This is a genomic window from Shimia sp. (assembly GCF_965227725.1).
Classification (GTDB): Bacteria; Pseudomonadota; Alphaproteobacteria; order Rhodobacterales; family Rhodobacteraceae; genus Shimia.
Genome location: NZ_CBDDGH010000001.1, coordinates 1,038,331 through 1,054,613 on the forward strand (window position 1 = coordinate 1,038,331; position 16,283 = coordinate 1,054,613).

The following is a 16,283-nucleotide window of genomic DNA, read 5'->3' on the forward strand; positions in this document are numbered from 1 at the left end:
CGTCATCCTTCCCACGTAAACGGGCTGTCAAAATCTTTCAGAGCTGGCGCTGCTTTGTCTTTGTCAGACAGGATCACCGCGCCATCATGGCCCCAATCCACGCCGCAGCTGTCCCAACGCACCGCCCCATCGCAGTCAGGCGCATAGTAATCGGTGCATTTGTAGATGATTTCGGTCATCGGCGCGCGGGTGATGAACCCGTGCAGAAACCCTTTGGGCGCCAGAAGCTGTTTGCCGTTTTCTGCACTCAACTCCACAGCCAGATGTTGCCCGTAGGTGGGCGAACCCCTGCGCACATCCACGACAACATCGAGCAATGCGCCCTGCCCGCAGCGCACCAATTTGTCCTGCGCATGTGGCGGAGACTGAAAATGCAAACCACGAACCGTGCCCACCTCGGCAGACATCGAATGATTGTCCTGCACAAACTCCAGATCAATACCATGTTCCAGCATGCGCTGCTTGTTCCAGCTCTCCGAAAAGAACCCCCGCGCATCCCCGTAGCGTGCTGGTGTCAGGATAAGCACCCCGTCCAGCGCTGTTGTTTCTACCTGCATCGTCATTCCCATCGCCAAAGCGGCATCGCGCTGCTGTTACCTCAACGCATAGATAGGGTGAAAGGAATTGGCAACTCAGAGGGGCTGTAACTCTGGGATAGAGAGGTCAAAACGTTCTCTGAAACGCGCTCAATCCGCGCCAAACAGATCCCGCGTGAAGACTTTGTTTTCCACATCCAGAAGATCGTCTGTCATGCGGTTGGCGACAATCACATCGGCCTCCGCCTTGAAGGCATCAATGTCGCGCACCACCCGCGAGCGGAAGAAGTCCTCTTCCTCAAGCACCGGCTCATAGACAATCACCTCAACACCCTTGGCTTTCAGACGCTTCATGATGCCCTGCACAGAGCTTTGGCGGAAATTGTCCGAGCCCGCTTTCATCACCAGACGATAGATCCCCACAACCCGCGGCCCCTTCATCAGAATCTGATCGGAGAGATAGTCTTTGCGCGTGCGGTTGGCGTCCACAATCGCGCGGATCAGGTTCTGCGGCACATGGTTGTAATTCGCCAGAAGCTGCTTTGTGTCCTTGGGCAGACAGTAGCCGCCATAGCCAAAAGACGGGTTGTTGTAGTGATCCCCAATGCGCGGATCGAGACTGATGCCTTCGATGATCTGGCGCGAGTCCATGCCACCAGCGATGGCATAGCTGTCGAGCTCATTGAAAAAGGCCACACGCATCGCCAGGTAGGTGTTGGCAAAAAGCTTGATCGCCTCTGCCTCCTGCGGATCGGTGAAGCGCACCTCCACATCTTTGCGCACCGCGCCTTCCAACAGAAGATCCGCAAAGATCCGCGCCCGCTCTGACTGCTCCCCCACAATGATCCGGCTCGGATGCAGGTTGTCATAAAGCGCCCGGCCCTCGCGCAGAAACTCGGGGGAGAAGATCACCTGATCCGTATCCATCTGCGCCCGAATGTCACTCACATAACCAACCGGAATGGTGGATTTGATCACGATCGTCGCGGAGGTGTTCACAGCGATCACCTGATTGATCACAGCCTCAACGCTGGAAGTGTCAAAATAGTTGGTCTTCGGATCATAATTCGTCGGCGTCGCGACAATCACAAAATCCGCATCTGTGTAAGCTGCCGCAGCATCGGTGGTTGCGGTCAAACGCAGCTCCCGCGAGGTCAGAAACTCTTCCAGCTCCGCATCCACAATAGGGCACTCACGCTCATTGACCATCTGCACCCGCGCCTCAGACACATCGACAGCGACAACCTCATTGTTCTGGGCCAACAAAACCGCATTTGACAGCCCAACATACCCCAAACCCGCAACAGCAATTTTCATTCAAATGGTCCTTATAACAATGGACATGTTGGAGCATGCCTTCAGAGTTGAGTCCAGATCGTCGCAATGTGTTAACTTCATCCGCCGCAAATTGGCAACGCGCCACCGAGATTTGCGCAAAATCTGATCTGACGGACCCAGTGCGCCAAACAAAAAACGGCACCCCTTCTCAGGAGCGCCGTTTCTTTATTTCAGGCTCTAAACCACCTTAATAGCGGTAGTGCTCTGGCTTGAACGGGCCTTCGGTGCCGACACCGATGTAATCCGCCTGCTCTTTGCTGAGCTTGGAGAGTTTCGCGCCCACTTTCGCAAGGTGCAGCGCGGCCACTTTCTCATCCAGATGCTTGGGTAGGATGTAAACTTCGTTTTTGTACTCCTCACCTTTGGTGAAGAGCTCGATCTGGGCCAGAACCTGGTTGGTGAAAGACGCAGACATCACGAAGGATGGGTGGCCAGTGGCGTTGCCGAGGTTCAGCAGACGGCCTTCAGAGAGCAGGATCAAGCGGCTGCCGGATGGCATCTCGATCATGTCCACCTGTTCTTTGATGTTGGTCCACTTGTGGTTCTTCAGGTTCGCCACCTGAATCTCATTGTCGAAGTGGCCGATGTTGCCAACAATCGCCATGTCCTTCATCTCGCGCATGTGCTCGATGCGGATCACGTCTTTGTTGCCGGTGGTGGTGATGAAGATATCCGCGGTGGCGGCTTCGTCTTCCAGCGTGGTCACTTCAAAGCCGTCCATAGCCGCCTGCAGGGCGCAGATCGGATCCACTTCGGTGACTTTCACACGAGCACCTGCGCCGCGCAGGGAGGCGGCGGAGCCTTTGCCCACATCGCCATAACCACAGACAACCGCCACTTTGCCAGCCATCATGGTGTCAGTGGCACGGCGGATGCCGTCCACGAGGCTCTCTTTACAGCCATATTTGTTGTCGAACTTCGATTTGGTGACGGAGTCGTTCACGTTGATCGCTGGGAAAGGCAGCTCGCCGCGCTTCACCAGATCATAGAGACGGTGCACACCGGTGGTGGTTTCTTCAGACACGCCTTGGATCGCGTCGCGGGTCTTGGTGAACCAGCCGGGGCTTGCCGCCATACGCTTGGCGATCTGCTTGTGGATCACTTCCTCTTCTTCAGAGGTTGGCACGCCGAGGTCTTCGCCCGCTTCGGCTTTTGCACCCAACAGCACGTAAAGCGTCGCATCGCCGCCATCATCGAGGATCATGTTGGGGCCGTCTTCAAACAGGAACGACTTGTCGAGATAGTCCCAGTGCTCCTCAAGGCTCTGGCCTTTGATCGCAAACACCGGAATGCCCGCTTTGGCAATCGCCGCCGCCGCGTGATCCTGCGTGGAGAAGATGTTGCAGCTCGCCCAGCGCACATCCGCACCCAGAGCCACCAGCGTTTCAATCAGAACAGCGGTCTGAATGGTCATATGCAGCGAGCCAACGATGCGCGCACCGCTCAGTGGCTTCGCTTCGCCGTATTCCTCGCGCAGCGCCATCAGGCCCGGCATCTCGGTTTCGGCAATATCCAGTTCCTTGCGGCCAAAATCGGCCAGCGAAATGTCTTTTACAGTGTATTCGGTCGCCATGGCGCCCAGCTCCTATGCAGGGTTTCCTTGGCGACCAGATAGCACCCCTATGGGTGTTGCACAACGGCGCAGGGATTTGAGCCTGTCAGCCTGTGAGGCCCGTGCCAATCCGTCGATATTTCAGCGCTTTGCACGCAGCTGACACAGGCGATGCAGTTTTTCTGCGCTAAACCTACTAGCCATTTACGCCCGGCGGCTCGGGCATCGGCACGTGCTGGAACCAGTCGGTCCCGGCAGCGACCACACAGGAGACCCCCTGCGCATTGGTCAAAATCACGGTGAATGTTCCGGTTTTTTCGGAGGACCAGACCTCCACAAGTGCCGCCGATTGGGTGTTTGAGGCCGAGCCGTGCAGGCCCCCGGCGGTCCTGACCTCGGAGTATTTGGATTGCAACCGCTCTACCAATGTCTCGCGATCTGCACATCCTTGGGCAAATGCGGGTGGGGCCGCTGCGGCCATACCAAACAACAGGGCGGATCCTACAAGTCTCTTAAACATAGCGCTCTCCTTTCACGCGCGGCCCATTGCATCAGCAACAGGCGCTGGGGTTGGAGAGAGGGACACGCGGGAGGACGTAGATAAGTTACGTGTCCCCCTCGCTAGTCATGTTGGTGCCATGCGGCTGTTTTTCAAAACACGCGTGATCACGTTGTTTTGCGGCAGCATGTGATCCCAACGGTGTTGTCACGTTAATTGCTGTTGGGTTACTGATGTTTGGATTTGGGCATAATTGACATCGATGAATTCATCATCGATCAGCTACAAGCGTCACCGATTTCCTCCTCAAATCATCGCCCACGCGGTGTGGCTGTATACCCGTTTCAATCTAAGCCTACGCGAAGTTGAAGAGATGCCTCTGCAACGTGGGATTACCGAAGTGCAAAACGGGGGAACGCCTGACAATGGACGCACCCTTCGGCAGTTGGGGTACAAAGACGCTGATCGCAGGGCTGAAACACGACAAGCTGATCGCGCCGTGGTCATAAAGGGTGCGATGGACGGCCCGGCCTTCACCGCTTACATCCGTGAGGTGCTGATCCCCGAGATCGTCCCCGGTGCCGTCGTCATCCTCGATGACTTAGCCACCCACCGGAACAAAGAGGCCGCTCAGTCACTGCGCGACCATGGCTGCTGGTTCCTCTACCTACCGCCATACTCACCCGACTTGAACCCCATTGAAAGAGCATTCTCCACGCTCAGAGCCCACCTGCGACGGATCGGTGCGCGAACCTTTAAAGAGGTCTTTGAGGCAATTTGCGTGGTCTGGTTCTCATAGGGTACAGGTCATACAACGCACGATGCAGATGAGATTATAGAACCGCCCGCATGTGCTCGGATTTTCTGTAGATTTATTGTCCGTTCTATCGCTAAAACAAGGCGTCACGCGACAAGAAGTTATGTTTACACTATGATCTAGGTGGCTTGGTTAGCCAATTTTTGACCGCTAATTTGGATTGTTTCCACTGTTTGAGACTTATGCATTAGTGTCACTCCGGATGATTAACAAAAGGGTGCTTGAAAATCCATATAGCCGTCTTGTCGCAATTGCGATACTGCTGCCCCAGTTGAAAGACTGACGATGGATTTAAATATGCTGCATCTGCACCGCGCTGTAATCTTGGCGTTCTGCGTGTTCCTCTCGGCTTGTGGAGTGACGTACAACAGCCCGACCGTCAGTGAAAAAAAAACCGCCTTTGATGTTTCGGTTGTATCCATGACACCCGCAACTGTTGCGCGCGCCAACACCAGTTCCTACGAACCCAAGCGTTTGCCTGGAGCTTTTTCGCAAATTGCGGGTGGCACCTCCGTAAATCTCGGTCAGCTTCCCAAGAAACCCAAACAACTTGAGCTGCGCTTGCCGCCACCAACTGTAACCGGTGCTTATAAAATCGGAATTGGCGACACAGTCCTGCTTGCCACTCGCAGCTTCGCAATTGGCGATGAACCGGCTCAAAGCCAACGTGAAAACTACACTGTCCGTGATGACGGTGCCATAGCTGTTCCTGAAGTGGGCGCGGTTGCCATAGAAGGTCTGACTATCGAAGAAGCGGAAGAGCGTGTCTTTCAGAGATTGGTGCAAAACCAATTGGATCCTGAGTTCAGCCTAGAGATAGCCGAGTTCAATTCTAAGCAGGTGTCGATCGAAGGTGCTGTGCAGCAGCCACAGTTGGTGCCTATTACTCTCAACACTTTGCATTTGGATGAGGCGATCGCTGCCGCTGGTGGTATGGTACCTGGCCGACACGCTTATGCTTTGATCCGTATTCACCGTGCGGGCTCCCTCTATCAGATTCCACTTGCCAGTTATTACTCCAGTCCCAAGGTTCGAAAAGTCGCATTGCAGGATGGTGACTCGGTTTTTGTAGACAATGCCTACGAGCAACACCGGAATGAACTGCAGGAGCGGCGCGCCAATTTCCAAGCCAAATTGGAATTGGGTGCGGTGGCGCGTGATCATGTCTATCTCACTGGAGAGGTCAGCCAGCAAGGCCGCTTCGCTCTCCCTTTTGAGGTGAGCTCTTCGCTTGCAGATGTATTGTATGAAAGCGGTGGCTTCCCCACGGTGACAGGTAACCCAGCTCATATCTATGTGTTGCGCAGTGGTGGAGAAACGCTGACAGCTTTCCACCTCAACGCTAATAACGTTGTTAATATCGCCATGGCCACTCAATTCCAGATGCGCCCAAATGACATAATTTTTGTACAAGAACAGCCCATCACCACATGGGGACGCACCCTGGCACAGGCCTTCCCTGTTCTGCTAAACACTGGCGCAGCCAGCCTACGATAGATGCTGCTTGAAAATTGTACATTCGACCGCAAAATTGCGGTCGAATATGTCTATATGACATGGCTTTGCGCAAAGACACTCAGTGTCGTGACGTTAACCGGTGACTTACATAGAGATCCTGGTTTTCGGATCTCAAACGACCTTTTTAGCATGATAATTCCCCCGAAAATTTAGGGTGTGCGGAAGTAGAATTTTCTCCAAGATGAAAGAGGAGATTCTGATGAAGAAATCGAAGTACAGCGACGCGCAGATCATGGCGATCTTAAAGTAAGCAGAGAACGGCGTGCCTGTTGGTGACCTGTGCCGGGAACACGGCATAAGCAGCGCGAGCTATTACAAATGGCGCTCCAAGTATGGCAGCATGGATGCGAGCTTGATGGCCCGGATGCAAGAATTCGACGATGAGAGTGAGCCATTGAAGGCGCCATTGGTTCGAGCCCAATGGCGAACGCGGCTCAAGGAGATGTATGCCGAGAAGAGCATGCAGAACAATCTGCTGAACGGCGAAGGTGAACGCCAATGGTTCGAGAGAACCTGAGCAGGCGCTTGGAAAAAAGCGGCTAGGCCATCTCAGCGCAAGGAGATGGCCGAATGGGCGGTGCGCTATCGATCTGCCAGTATTGCCTCGGCGCCCGTGCCTTTTCCCTCAACGAGGCCTGCTATCAATATCAGTCAAAGCTCAGCGGTGAGAATGAGGCGATCGCGGATTGGTTGGTGGCGCTGACGAAAGCGAATTAGACGTGGGGCTTTGGTCTGTGCTTCCTGCACTTGCGCAACGTGAAGAGGTTCAGATGGAACCACAAGCGCGTCTACCCCATCTATCGCGAGCTGGAGCTGAACATGCGGATCAAGCCAAGGGAACGACTTCAACGGGAGAAGCCTGAGCCGCTGGCCGTGCCTGAAGCTGCGGATGAGATCTGGTCTATGGACTTTATGGCGGATCAGCTGGACTGTGAACTGGAAGAAGCTGTACCGGCTCTGCCGCGAAGAAGGGTTAACCGTTCGCACGCGGGGCGGACGTAAGCGCGCCGTCGGCACCAGAACACCGATGGCAATTCCGCAAGGCCCGAACCAAAGGTGGTCACTCGACTTCATGTCAGATGCGCTGGAGGACGGGCGGCAGTTCCGCGTGCTGAACGTCACCGATGACTTCAGCTGGGAATGCCTGGCTGCCGTGGTGGACACATCAATTGGCGGTAGGCACGTCGCCCGTGAACTGGATCGGATCGCCCAACTGCACGGCTGTCCCTGCCGTGTGATCAGCGACAATGGAACCGAACTGACCAGCAACGCGATGCTGAAATGGCAGGAGGACCGCAAGGTCGGCGCGCATTACATCGCACCAGGCAAACCCATGCAGAACGGTCTCGTCGAAAGCTTCAACGGGCGTATGCGCGAGGAAAGCCTCAACGAAAATGTGTCCCAATCTTTACCGCATAATTGCGGCATGGCGCGCTGAGTACAATCGCAACCGGCCTCACACCAGCCTCGCTGGTCTGACGCCAAACGAATATGCAATCCGGTCAAACGAAGACCAAAACCTGTACAGTGCTAACCAATAAACGCGGACTCTACGAGGAGCAGGTCAGTCGCTCCTGTCCCTGACATTATCTGCAGCACTCGACTTTTGACCCCGTACCCTTCTTACAACTTTCGAAGGTAGAAATAGAGTGCCAAACAAATGATTGCAGAGCTCAGCGGATAAAGGAACAGCATTAGTGGATTGCCTATCTGAACGTAAAACGCACTGAACCAAGCGAAACCAAACAGCGCGCCAGCATCCAGAAGGACAAAGTAGTCCTTGCGTTTCTGGTAGGCAAACGTCCCAAAAACGGTAACCAAAGCACGCATTAAGCCAAACAGACTTAAGACGGCAAAGAATTGAATAAAGACTGAAGCTGGTGAGACAGAAATCAAAATCAAAAGGCTGGCCAAGGTAAAGCTAAACCACCAAGACACGAACAAATGATACCGGGACAACTCTACAAATCGCAGTAAATACAAACGCAAGTTTGGGATGAAGATATTGGTGCCGGCATCAACAAACCTTGAAATGATGGCGGCCTGTGCGCCCATCTCGGATGACACCCGGTTGGTAAATTCCTGAAAAACGGTGAACTGAGCGAACCCAACTCCCATCGCTGCGGGAACATTGTAAATGAGAAGAGCGTATTCACCCTTAAAAATTTCAAAGCCGTCCTGAATTTTTAGGGACGGAAGGTAACACAAGAATTTCCGGAGCATCAAAAGTCCTGCGACAGTACCAGGAATATAGGACAGGAAAAACAAAACGATGAGATCTCGGTCCAAGTATTGCTCTAAGGACAAGTAGGCCAAAAATATCAAGAACAAAGGTCTCGTGATACGGATGGCGCTGACCGCACGCACTCGCTTTTGTTTCACAAGAAACATTTCTAGAACTTCATTAAGTGCCGTCGCCCAGATGATGCACGCAATCTGGGTTAAAGACTCTCGAGACAAAAGCCAACCTGACAAACCGACGCCGAGACTTACAACCGTTGCGAGACATAAAACAAAGCAGAAGACCCTAATAGTCTTCGTGTTACGGAACAAAGCCGCTTCCATTTTCAGGGTTGCAAGCGGCCGAATACTCGCGCTCAATAGCAGAAGAGCATAGAACGCTTCAAATTCGGCACCTGAAAACTGCTTGTACAAGAAAAAGTTGGCAAGGAGCTGCAGTGCGCTTGCCGATACACCGGAGACCAGCAACAGGGAGAGGTTTTTCATATTAGTTTGTTCATTAGGCTTCGAAGGTGTCGCTCAGAAATCAGCACCAATGCACTCACAGTAAATGACAAAAAAGTAGAAACAAAAATATCCAACCAATTGTCAAAAAAATAGTTACTTAAAACCATTGCAAATGGATGCACCAGATAAAGCGGATACGAAATCTCCCCAAGGTAAGCAACTTTGGACGGCAGTATTTTTTGAAATCCGTATGAAAACAAAAGGAAAATAAAAACAAACTTAAACAGTCCGAGGAAGCCCATACTATCTGAAAGATAGACAGAATATTGCTGGAGATTCTCACGAGAGTAAAAAAACAGAAGTCCTAAGATAAAGACCAGAACAACCCAATCTATTAACTTCCTCTCCTTGAATATAAGCATCACCTGAAGGCCAAAAACAAAATAAATTGCATAAGATCCCAAGATCAACTTTCGAACAATATCAATATCGACAACATGTGCCACACACAGCGCCAAAATCCATAAAACATTGAATGTTCGGATATTTATTTTAAGAATAAAGACCCCACACAAAATATAAAAATAAAATAGCAACTCAAATGTAAGAGTCCAAAAAACTCCATTGATGTGCTCAAAGCCCAAAAACTCCTGCAGCATTGTCAGATTTACAATAGTAGTCAGTGCGTCCGGCACCTCTCCCACAATTGCCGCGACTACGACTACAAATGCGATTGAAACCCAATACGCAGGGTACAACCGTTTTACCCTCTTCAGTACAAACATCTTGGCAGTCGAACCTTCGACGCTCATTCCGATCACAAAGCCGGAAATCACAAAGAAAACCATCACCCCCCAAATTCCATACTTGAAGGGGAGAAAAACCTCTGACAACTCTCCATGATGCACATATAGTAAATGATACAAAAAGACAGAAACTGCAGCACAAAACCTCGCAGCATCTAGGTATTCGAGTCTTCCTGGACGCACCTTAGGACCTTTCCTGAGATATACGGTAGAGAGCCCCAAAAAGGGCCCAGATTAACAACGAAATCTTTGGAGCTTCTAGTACAGGAAACGACAGTCCTGCAAACAGGATTACCAGAAGGATTTGCATGCGTTCAGAACGAGATAGGACACCACGCCCGCATGTTTCAAGCACTACCAGAAAGGCGACTACGAGCCGCAACGTGGCACCCAACAGCCCATATTCATTCAACGTGTAGAGATAAAGGTTCTCGATATTAACGTCGCTCGTTGGATTGCCCCAAAAAGGTCCATCAAGAACAGAATTCACTGCGATTTGAGCCTGTATGAGACGATACTGCGTGCTGGGGTCGATCTCTCCAGATGCCCAAGTATCAATCAAAAAATATAGGTATGGTAATCTTTGCAGGATGGTATCGTAGTACAAGAACCCCACAGTAAAAAGCACACCTAGATAGATAGGTAGGCTTCTGAGCTTCATCCTAAGCAGAGAAATTCCCAAAAACGCCAGAAAGATTGACTTACTCTGTGTAAGTGCGATCAGCACCACAGAGAGAAATTTGACTTTCCCCAGCACAATGGATGATAGGAGAATGAAGACCCCGAAAGAATAACTAAACACGAAAAGGCTACCGATTTGGACGCCATAAAATCCTTGGACACCTCTTGGGTTCCAGTGACTTAATATTGAATACGTCCCAGGCAAAATCTGCAAAATTACGAAGCCAACCGTTACACCAATCAGTGTTTTCAAAACACGTCTCAGCTTTTGAAGATCTTGATTGGCGAATACGTTGTAAGAGATAATAAATGTCAAAAAGCAGATTAAATCGCGCAATATACTGTTAACCAAATCAAAGCGCACTTCTTGAAAAAAAATCCTGACCACATTAGGCATAAAATAGAGTGCGATCAGGATCGCTACTGAATGGGGCAAGAACACACGCTGGTCTTTTGGCAAAAAGAAAAACACAGCGAAGGTACAAACAGCTACGTAGTGTAGAAGGACACCCATCTGAATGCTGCCCAAAGGATACAGAGGTACCAAAAGCAAACAGACAAAAAAGGCATGAGATTTAGATATCGTCATTTCTAATCTCATGCCGTGCTAAACATGCATTTCCAAAAAATCTGGAGCATAGATTGGATTACCTTATATCTGTAAACCAACGCACCAGAAAAACCGGATAATCCACCAGTAGTTTCTTCCGAACATGTGCATGTCTAAAAAATCTAAACAACCACCTTAGATTGTATCTATTCACCCAGGAGGGATAGTAGTTTTCCGAAATGGACGTTTGCGTAAGAAAGCCGCCACAAGTATAACCTAAAAAAGGGTTTGGTAGCTTGGATTTGCACTCAATTAGAAAGTCTTCTTGCAGTGGTGACCCCAGCCCGACAATGAGTAAGTCAGGCTTCTGAGCCTCCAACTCTCGAAGGACAAGATCTTTATCTCCATAGCCATCTGTGTGGAAACAGATGGCTAGTTTTGGAAATTTTTTCTGTATTTTTTGAACTGCCTTGGCTATCTCGCGAGGTTTTCCGCCAATTAATGCAACACGAAAATTGCGATTGATAGCTTCACTGAAAACACTTTCTGCAATAGAGCCGAAATCAAATGAAACCCGTTCGATGGCTACTCCAGATCGCCGCCCATACAGCTTTGTGAACAGAATCCCGTCGCTAAAAACCTGTGTAAACTCGTTCCACTTAGGTCGTGTCTGAAAGTAGTTAGTCGGATTGACAAAAGTAACGATTTTACTTTCGCCTATTACCCTTGGAAAACTGAATTCAGCTGTTAATGCGAAGCGTTTCAAGGAACGGAGCCTCAACTTTTTTCTTATTGTCGAGATAGCCGGGCACGATGTCCTGCCAGTATGCACTATCGTTATTGATGTCCCGCAGCAGAGCTGGCATGTTCACTTGCCCCACGTTCTGCATTTGGCATAGGTATTTTTTAGGCAAACCAGCGTCTGTAAGAATGTTCCACTTAGCTCCGCTATCGTAAGAGATCGCCAGAACCTTACATCCTTCCGACAACGCAAAAATAGCAGAGTGCATCCTGGTCGCGATCAAAATCGATCCGTTTCGATAAAGTTCCAACAATTCTTCATGCTCGAGAGATTTCTCCAACTTTGAAAAGTCACCGAATTTCTCAAGCTCCGGGAGCAGCGCTCGATAGTCTTCCCACTGGAAATGTACCTGAGGAACGATGGTGACAGAAAACTCATTTTCGTTCCCCCACCGGATAGCTTCACCAATTGCGTTGATATAGTCTTGTCTGACCTGCTCCCCGTCTTCATCCCAATCAACCAATGTGATGTACATTGTCTTCATGTCTGGGTCATCCGCACGTTTCAAGCCGTTAAAGGGCATGGATGCAAAAGAGAGATCTGGATCTAAACGTGTGTTCTCTAGCCCCAACACGTTATTGGCGTATGAAAAACTCTCACTTTCTCTACAAGACACAAATTCGCATTTCGACAGAACAAAGCGTAAAATGAATTTTGATGACTTCATACGCAACGGCCATATCGAAACACCAATTGTCACTGGACGCCGTCCGAGAATAACTGCGATCATGGGAGATACAGACATGCACAAAATATCATAGAGCTCACCGATACCTCGGCGATTACGAAAATTCCGCCCGTTCCAGATCACATAGTCCGCCTCACGAATTTCCTTTGCGAGTTCCGATTGATCAGGGCGACCAACAAACCGTCGGAAAATCAGCAGATTGAGAAGTTGCAAGAGAGACACGAAGAGGTTCAAAACGTTCCCCAGCTTGCTAGATCGTGAAGATCCTTCCAGCTTATTTCCTGAATTTCTCAAGTTTGCGAAAATCTTTGGATTGAACCGCGATGACAAGTCGAAATGCTTTGGACTATCGTAATCCTGATTTTTGCCATACACGCTCACTACAGATATCTCGTCCACTCCAAGCGTATCTTGGCAATGCTGGTAGAAGACTTCTTGCATGATCGCGTCGCCGCGATTCACTTCCGAAGCAAAATCGAGTAACACAGCTTTCTTCACGATAGATCCTCAGCAAAAGTCTTCAGTAGTTTTGTATGCTCTTGGCAAAGTTGCTTATTGGAATAATCCGCTGAAGAAAACCCATTATCCCAAGCATGCTCTACGCAATCAATGATGTCTGATAGGACATCCTCTTCAAACATCAGTTTTTCGTTCAAGATCACCTCAGGCACGCCCCATGCACGCGTCGCAACCACCGGCGTTCCGCATGCCACTGCCTCCATAATTACTGTAGGAAGAGACTCATATCCTCTTGAAGGCACTAACAAAACCTTACTTTCGTTAATTAGCTGCACCAAGCCAAGCTCAGATACATTGTATGTGACATCAACGTTCGGAAGTTGAGCTAGATCTGCCAAGAAACTTGGTTCCAATGTATCAAAAATCTTGTCACCCAAGACAACTTTGAAACTGCGGTCTCGATACTGGTTTTCAGCCAGTTCTTTTACCACATCGAGGCCCTTCTTTTTGCACGCGCGCCCCACAAAAAGGATATCATGTTTTTTACTCTGATCGAGAGGCTGATAGTAGTCTGGAACCCCGTTGTATACGACTGAGATCGGGGCCTTACAGCGGTAGCATTCCTTCATGTCAGAAATCTGAAATACGGAAACCGACACGTTCAGTCTAGAGAGGTTCATCGCCAATGAATCCAACTCTCTCTGAAGGACAGAATTTAGAAAGCGCAGTCTATCTTTGAAGCTCTGCGTGAGTTCCGTACTGATTTCTTGAAAATTGGTTCCGTGTGGCGTGGTAATCAGAACCTTTCGAAAACCAGCCATCGCTGCCGCAATCGAGCCATAAGTCAAATGCGAATGGACCAGCTCAAAATCACGATCCGGCAATTGTCGGATTGCGCGTCTAGCTGCGAATGCGCGAATGAAGTATCGAACAACACCACGTGCCTTAGGCGTTTTAAGACGCACAATAGTTAGAGCGCCATCCTGTTCAATGACGTCTTTATCTGCATCTTCTTCAAACGAGATAATCGTAGATTTCTTGGACTTGCTTACAAGTTCATTAGTAAAGTGAAATGCGTTTTTCACCTCGCCGCTCACAACTGCTTGGCCCTCAAACCTTGGAAACCTAAAAACGATTGATAGCGTGTTGTTAAACATCGAATATAGCCTGATATTTTGAGATATTTCGTTGCACAGAGTATTTTTTAAATTTCCTCTGTATAGGACCATGAAGACTAAGGACCTGCTCTATGGCGGCCTTAAAACTCGCATGGTCGAGTCTGGAGACGACACATGTCGCTGGCTGTTCGTGAAGTATTTCGGCAACGCCGGTTGGACATTGATAAGCCACTACACGCGGGCAATATTGCAATGCTTCGATCAGAACTGTGGGCAATCCCTCCCAGAGCGAACACAGTAGAAAAACATCATGTGAAGCGAACTCAGTGTGAATCTCAGTACTGAAACCCTTCAAATGCACAAAATCTTCCAGATCTAGCCGCGCAATTTCTTCCTTTAGAAGATGTTCGTCCTCTCCCTCACCAAAAATAGAAAGCTCGCATGAAATCCCCTGGTCCAACAAAAAGCGCACCAAACCGATCATGAACACGAAGTTCTTTTGGGTAGATAGACGACCAACACCCAACAATCTGATTGGCTCGTTCTGGTGAGATGGCAGTAAGAAGTCCGCGTCCTCAGCTTCTAGCACAGGATTATAAATCAATTCGATGGCATCGCTTGGAATAGAAAGCGCGGTCGATAAACTTTCATGCAATTCGTTTGAAATTGTGATTACGCTTTGACGCTTTACCAAAAAACGAAAAAATGCCGCGCTCAAGCCAGACTTCCGCCCAGAAAATTCAATGGGAGTATGTTGTACATATACAATACGGAATTTTTTGAACGAAATTCTTTTGGCGAGCTCAGCCAACAGCGCTTCACGCCCATTGCCCACAAAGACAACGTCAAAGTCGCCTCCGCTCAGCTTGCGATAGAGCTTTGCAAACGCGTTCAGAATATTTTTTTCATTCAGATAGAGGTGGCGCCAATTGACTGAGGTTTTTGCCATAATCGTATGATGGATCTTGTTCACACCTCCGCCATCATCCCATGCAAAAACTGCCAACCCATTCTTCATACTAGTTCCTCAATCAACTCAGAATATTGATCCGAAATACTCTCGATACCAAACCTTTGGCGTAGCTCTTTTTGCGCAAACTCAAAGTCAAACGCGCTACTTTTCGACAACATGGCATCTACATAGGCACCAATGTTATCTCGACTGTTAACCAAGACACCAATCTTTGATGAAGTTACGATTTCATTCGGGCCGAAGGGAACATCTGCAACAATCGGAATACACCCTCTATGGGCAGCTTCGACTATGACGTTTCCGAAACCTTCAAACTTTGAAGTTAGGACTAAAAAATCATGGTTCTCATAGAGCGTCTCAATATCCTTCTGAAAACCGACTAACTTGACCGCATCGCCCATTTTGTTTGCCTGAACAAACTCCAAAATCTCAGATTTTAGAGGGCCCTCCCCTGCGATCGTCAACGAAAATCTACTATCTTTCTTCAGAATTTCCCTAACCACCTTAAGAGCTAGGAGAGGATCCTTTTGATCAACCAATCGACCAACAAACAGAATTTTATGGCCTGCCTTGACCCCGCGATCCCGCGACCTACTTCGTGCATCTAGAATTGGATTATAGATGTATCGTACACGCCGTACTCCATTGGTGGTAAGGTCATCACATACACCTTTCGACACACCAATTGTGAGCGTGCCTAAGTTCTTCGTAAGCGCCCATAAGGCTTTCGTAATGAAAGCCTTGGCTTTCGAAGCCGCCGCCATTTCATCAAACACTTTGTTGTGTTCAACCTTGATTAGCTTGAAGCCACGAAAGCTAAATAGCCAGCCGAGGCTTGCGAAAATGTTCTCATGAACCAAGTTAGAAATCAGAACATCAAATTTGTGTTCTTTGTGAAGTTTAGGCAGCTCTGTCACGATTGATCGTATCGACGGCTGGCCTAACTCTATGACTTCGATTGAGGAGCCTACTAAATTTTTGTAGACGCCGTCATTCTGGGCGACAAAAATCTTGACAGCATATCGCTTAGAAAGAGCGTTCGCCAGATTTACAACAACCTTTTCCGCTCCACCTCCGTAAAAACTCTTTATAAAAAAAGCTACGATCATATTTCCACCAACTCTTTAGCAATGCCTGACAGTTCAGAGCAGGCACGTGCATTCCTTAAGTTTACGCCCCCTGAAACGGCATTGAGCTGTTTCGGCTGCTAACAAAAACTCTGAAAAGGGCTCATAGCGTGGTGCACCGGTTCCCAAAG

14 protein-coding genes and 3 pseudogenes are annotated in these 16,283 nt (G+C 49.3%); 5 read left to right on the top strand and 12 right to left on the bottom strand.

The genetic code is table 11. The features are described 5' to 3' along the window. Positions 1 to 2: 2 nt before the first annotated feature. From rfbC to ACO07T_RS04865, 4 genes are all read right to left on the bottom strand, one after another. Positions 3 to 557 (bottom strand): dTDP-4-dehydrorhamnose 3,5-epimerase, encoded by a 555-nt coding sequence (gene rfbC / locus ACO07T_RS04850; RefSeq protein ID WP_422048605.1) that lies wholly within the window; start codon positions 555 to 557, stop codon positions 3 to 5. Positions 558 to 686: 129 nt separating this feature from the next. Next, a complete protein-coding gene (locus tag ACO07T_RS04855; RefSeq protein WP_422048476.1) occupies positions 687 to 1,853 on the bottom strand; it encodes a nucleotide sugar dehydrogenase in 1,167 nt (388 codons plus the stop codon). 208 nt (positions 1,854 to 2,061) lie between these two features. Further along, the gene (gene ahcY, locus ACO07T_RS04860; protein ID WP_422048477.1) at positions 2,062 to 3,447 is read right to left on the bottom strand and encodes an adenosylhomocysteinase; all 1,386 of its coding nucleotides are present in this window, start codon (positions 3,445 to 3,447) and stop codon (positions 2,062 to 2,064) included. A 175-nt stretch (positions 3,448 to 3,622) separates the two neighbouring features. After that, the gene (locus ACO07T_RS04865) at positions 3,623 to 3,946 is read right to left on the bottom strand and encodes a hypothetical protein (protein ID WP_209058171.1); all 324 of its coding nucleotides are present in this window, start codon (positions 3,944 to 3,946) and stop codon (positions 3,623 to 3,625) included. Positions 3,947 to 4,187: 241 nt separating this feature from the next. On the opposite strand from ACO07T_RS04865, the pseudogene ACO07T_RS04870 reads away from it, so the two are divergent. The 5 genes and pseudogenes from ACO07T_RS04870 to ACO07T_RS04890 form a co-directional block, all read left to right on the top strand. Then, positions 4,188 to 4,319: pseudogene (locus ACO07T_RS04870) on the top strand (IS6 family transposase); the annotation flags it as partial. Next, a complete protein-coding gene (locus ACO07T_RS04875; protein ID WP_422048606.1) occupies positions 4,299 to 4,724 on the top strand; it encodes a transposase in 426 nt (141 codons plus the stop codon). The pseudogene ACO07T_RS04870 and the gene ACO07T_RS04875, both read left to right, overlap by 21 nt. A gap of 303 nt (positions 4,725 to 5,027) precedes the next feature. Continuing rightward, positions 5,028 to 6,239: a polysaccharide biosynthesis/export family protein gene (locus ACO07T_RS04880; RefSeq protein ID WP_422048478.1), complete on the top strand. Its 1,212-nt coding sequence runs from the start codon at positions 5,028 to 5,030 to the stop codon at positions 6,237 to 6,239. Between the two features lie 220 nt (positions 6,240 to 6,459). Further along, positions 6,460 to 7,187 (top strand): annotated as a pseudogene (locus ACO07T_RS04885) (transposase); the annotation flags it as partial. After that, positions 7,171 to 7,801, top strand: a pseudogene (locus ACO07T_RS04890) (integrase core domain-containing protein); the annotation flags it as partial. The pseudogenes ACO07T_RS04885 and ACO07T_RS04890, both read left to right, overlap by 17 nt. An 82-nt stretch (positions 7,802 to 7,883) precedes the next feature. On the opposite strand, the gene ACO07T_RS04895 reads toward ACO07T_RS04890, so the two are convergent. From ACO07T_RS04895 to ACO07T_RS04930, 8 genes are read right to left on the bottom strand one after another with little or no spacing between them, the layout of a single operon-like run. Beyond that, positions 7,884 to 8,987 carry a hypothetical protein gene (locus tag ACO07T_RS04895; protein WP_422048479.1) on the bottom strand — a complete coding sequence of 368 codons (1,104 nt, stop codon included), beginning with the start codon at positions 8,985 to 8,987 and terminating at the stop codon, positions 7,884 to 7,886. After that, entirely contained in the window at positions 8,984 to 9,937 is a 954-nt protein-coding gene (locus ACO07T_RS04900; RefSeq protein ID WP_422048480.1) for an acyltransferase family protein, read from the bottom strand. The genes ACO07T_RS04895 and ACO07T_RS04900 overlap by 4 nt, the downstream gene beginning before the upstream one ends. A 1-nt stretch (position 9,938) precedes the next feature. Next, positions 9,939 to 11,024: a hypothetical protein gene (locus tag ACO07T_RS04905; RefSeq protein ID WP_422048481.1), complete on the bottom strand. Its 1,086-nt coding sequence runs from the start codon at positions 11,022 to 11,024 to the stop codon at positions 9,939 to 9,941. Between the two features lie 58 nt (positions 11,025 to 11,082). Continuing rightward, on the bottom strand, positions 11,083 to 11,751 hold the full coding sequence (locus ACO07T_RS04910; protein ID WP_422048482.1) for a WecB/TagA/CpsF family glycosyltransferase: 669 nt from the start codon (positions 11,749 to 11,751) through the stop codon (positions 11,083 to 11,085). Continuing rightward, positions 11,726 to 12,973 (bottom strand): polysaccharide pyruvyl transferase family protein, encoded by a 1,248-nt coding sequence (locus ACO07T_RS04915; protein WP_422048483.1) that lies wholly within the window; start codon positions 12,971 to 12,973, stop codon positions 11,726 to 11,728. The genes ACO07T_RS04910 and ACO07T_RS04915 overlap by 26 nt, the downstream gene beginning before the upstream one ends. Next, complete coding sequence (locus ACO07T_RS04920) at positions 12,970 to 14,091, bottom strand: glycosyltransferase family 4 protein (protein WP_422048484.1); 1,122 nt, start codon at positions 14,089 to 14,091, stop codon at positions 12,970 to 12,972. The genes ACO07T_RS04915 and ACO07T_RS04920 overlap by 4 nt, the downstream gene beginning before the upstream one ends. Further along, positions 14,084 to 15,070, bottom strand: a complete 987-nt coding sequence (locus ACO07T_RS04925; protein WP_422048485.1) for a glycosyltransferase — start codon at positions 15,068 to 15,070, stop codon at positions 14,084 to 14,086. Before ACO07T_RS04925 ends, ACO07T_RS04920 begins: the two co-directional genes overlap by 8 nt. After that, on the bottom strand, positions 15,067 to 16,134 hold the full coding sequence (locus ACO07T_RS04930) for a glycosyltransferase (protein ID WP_422048486.1): 1,068 nt from the start codon (positions 16,132 to 16,134) through the stop codon (positions 15,067 to 15,069). The genes ACO07T_RS04925 and ACO07T_RS04930 overlap by 4 nt, the downstream gene beginning before the upstream one ends. Between the last annotated feature and the right edge of the window lie 149 nt (positions 16,135 to 16,283).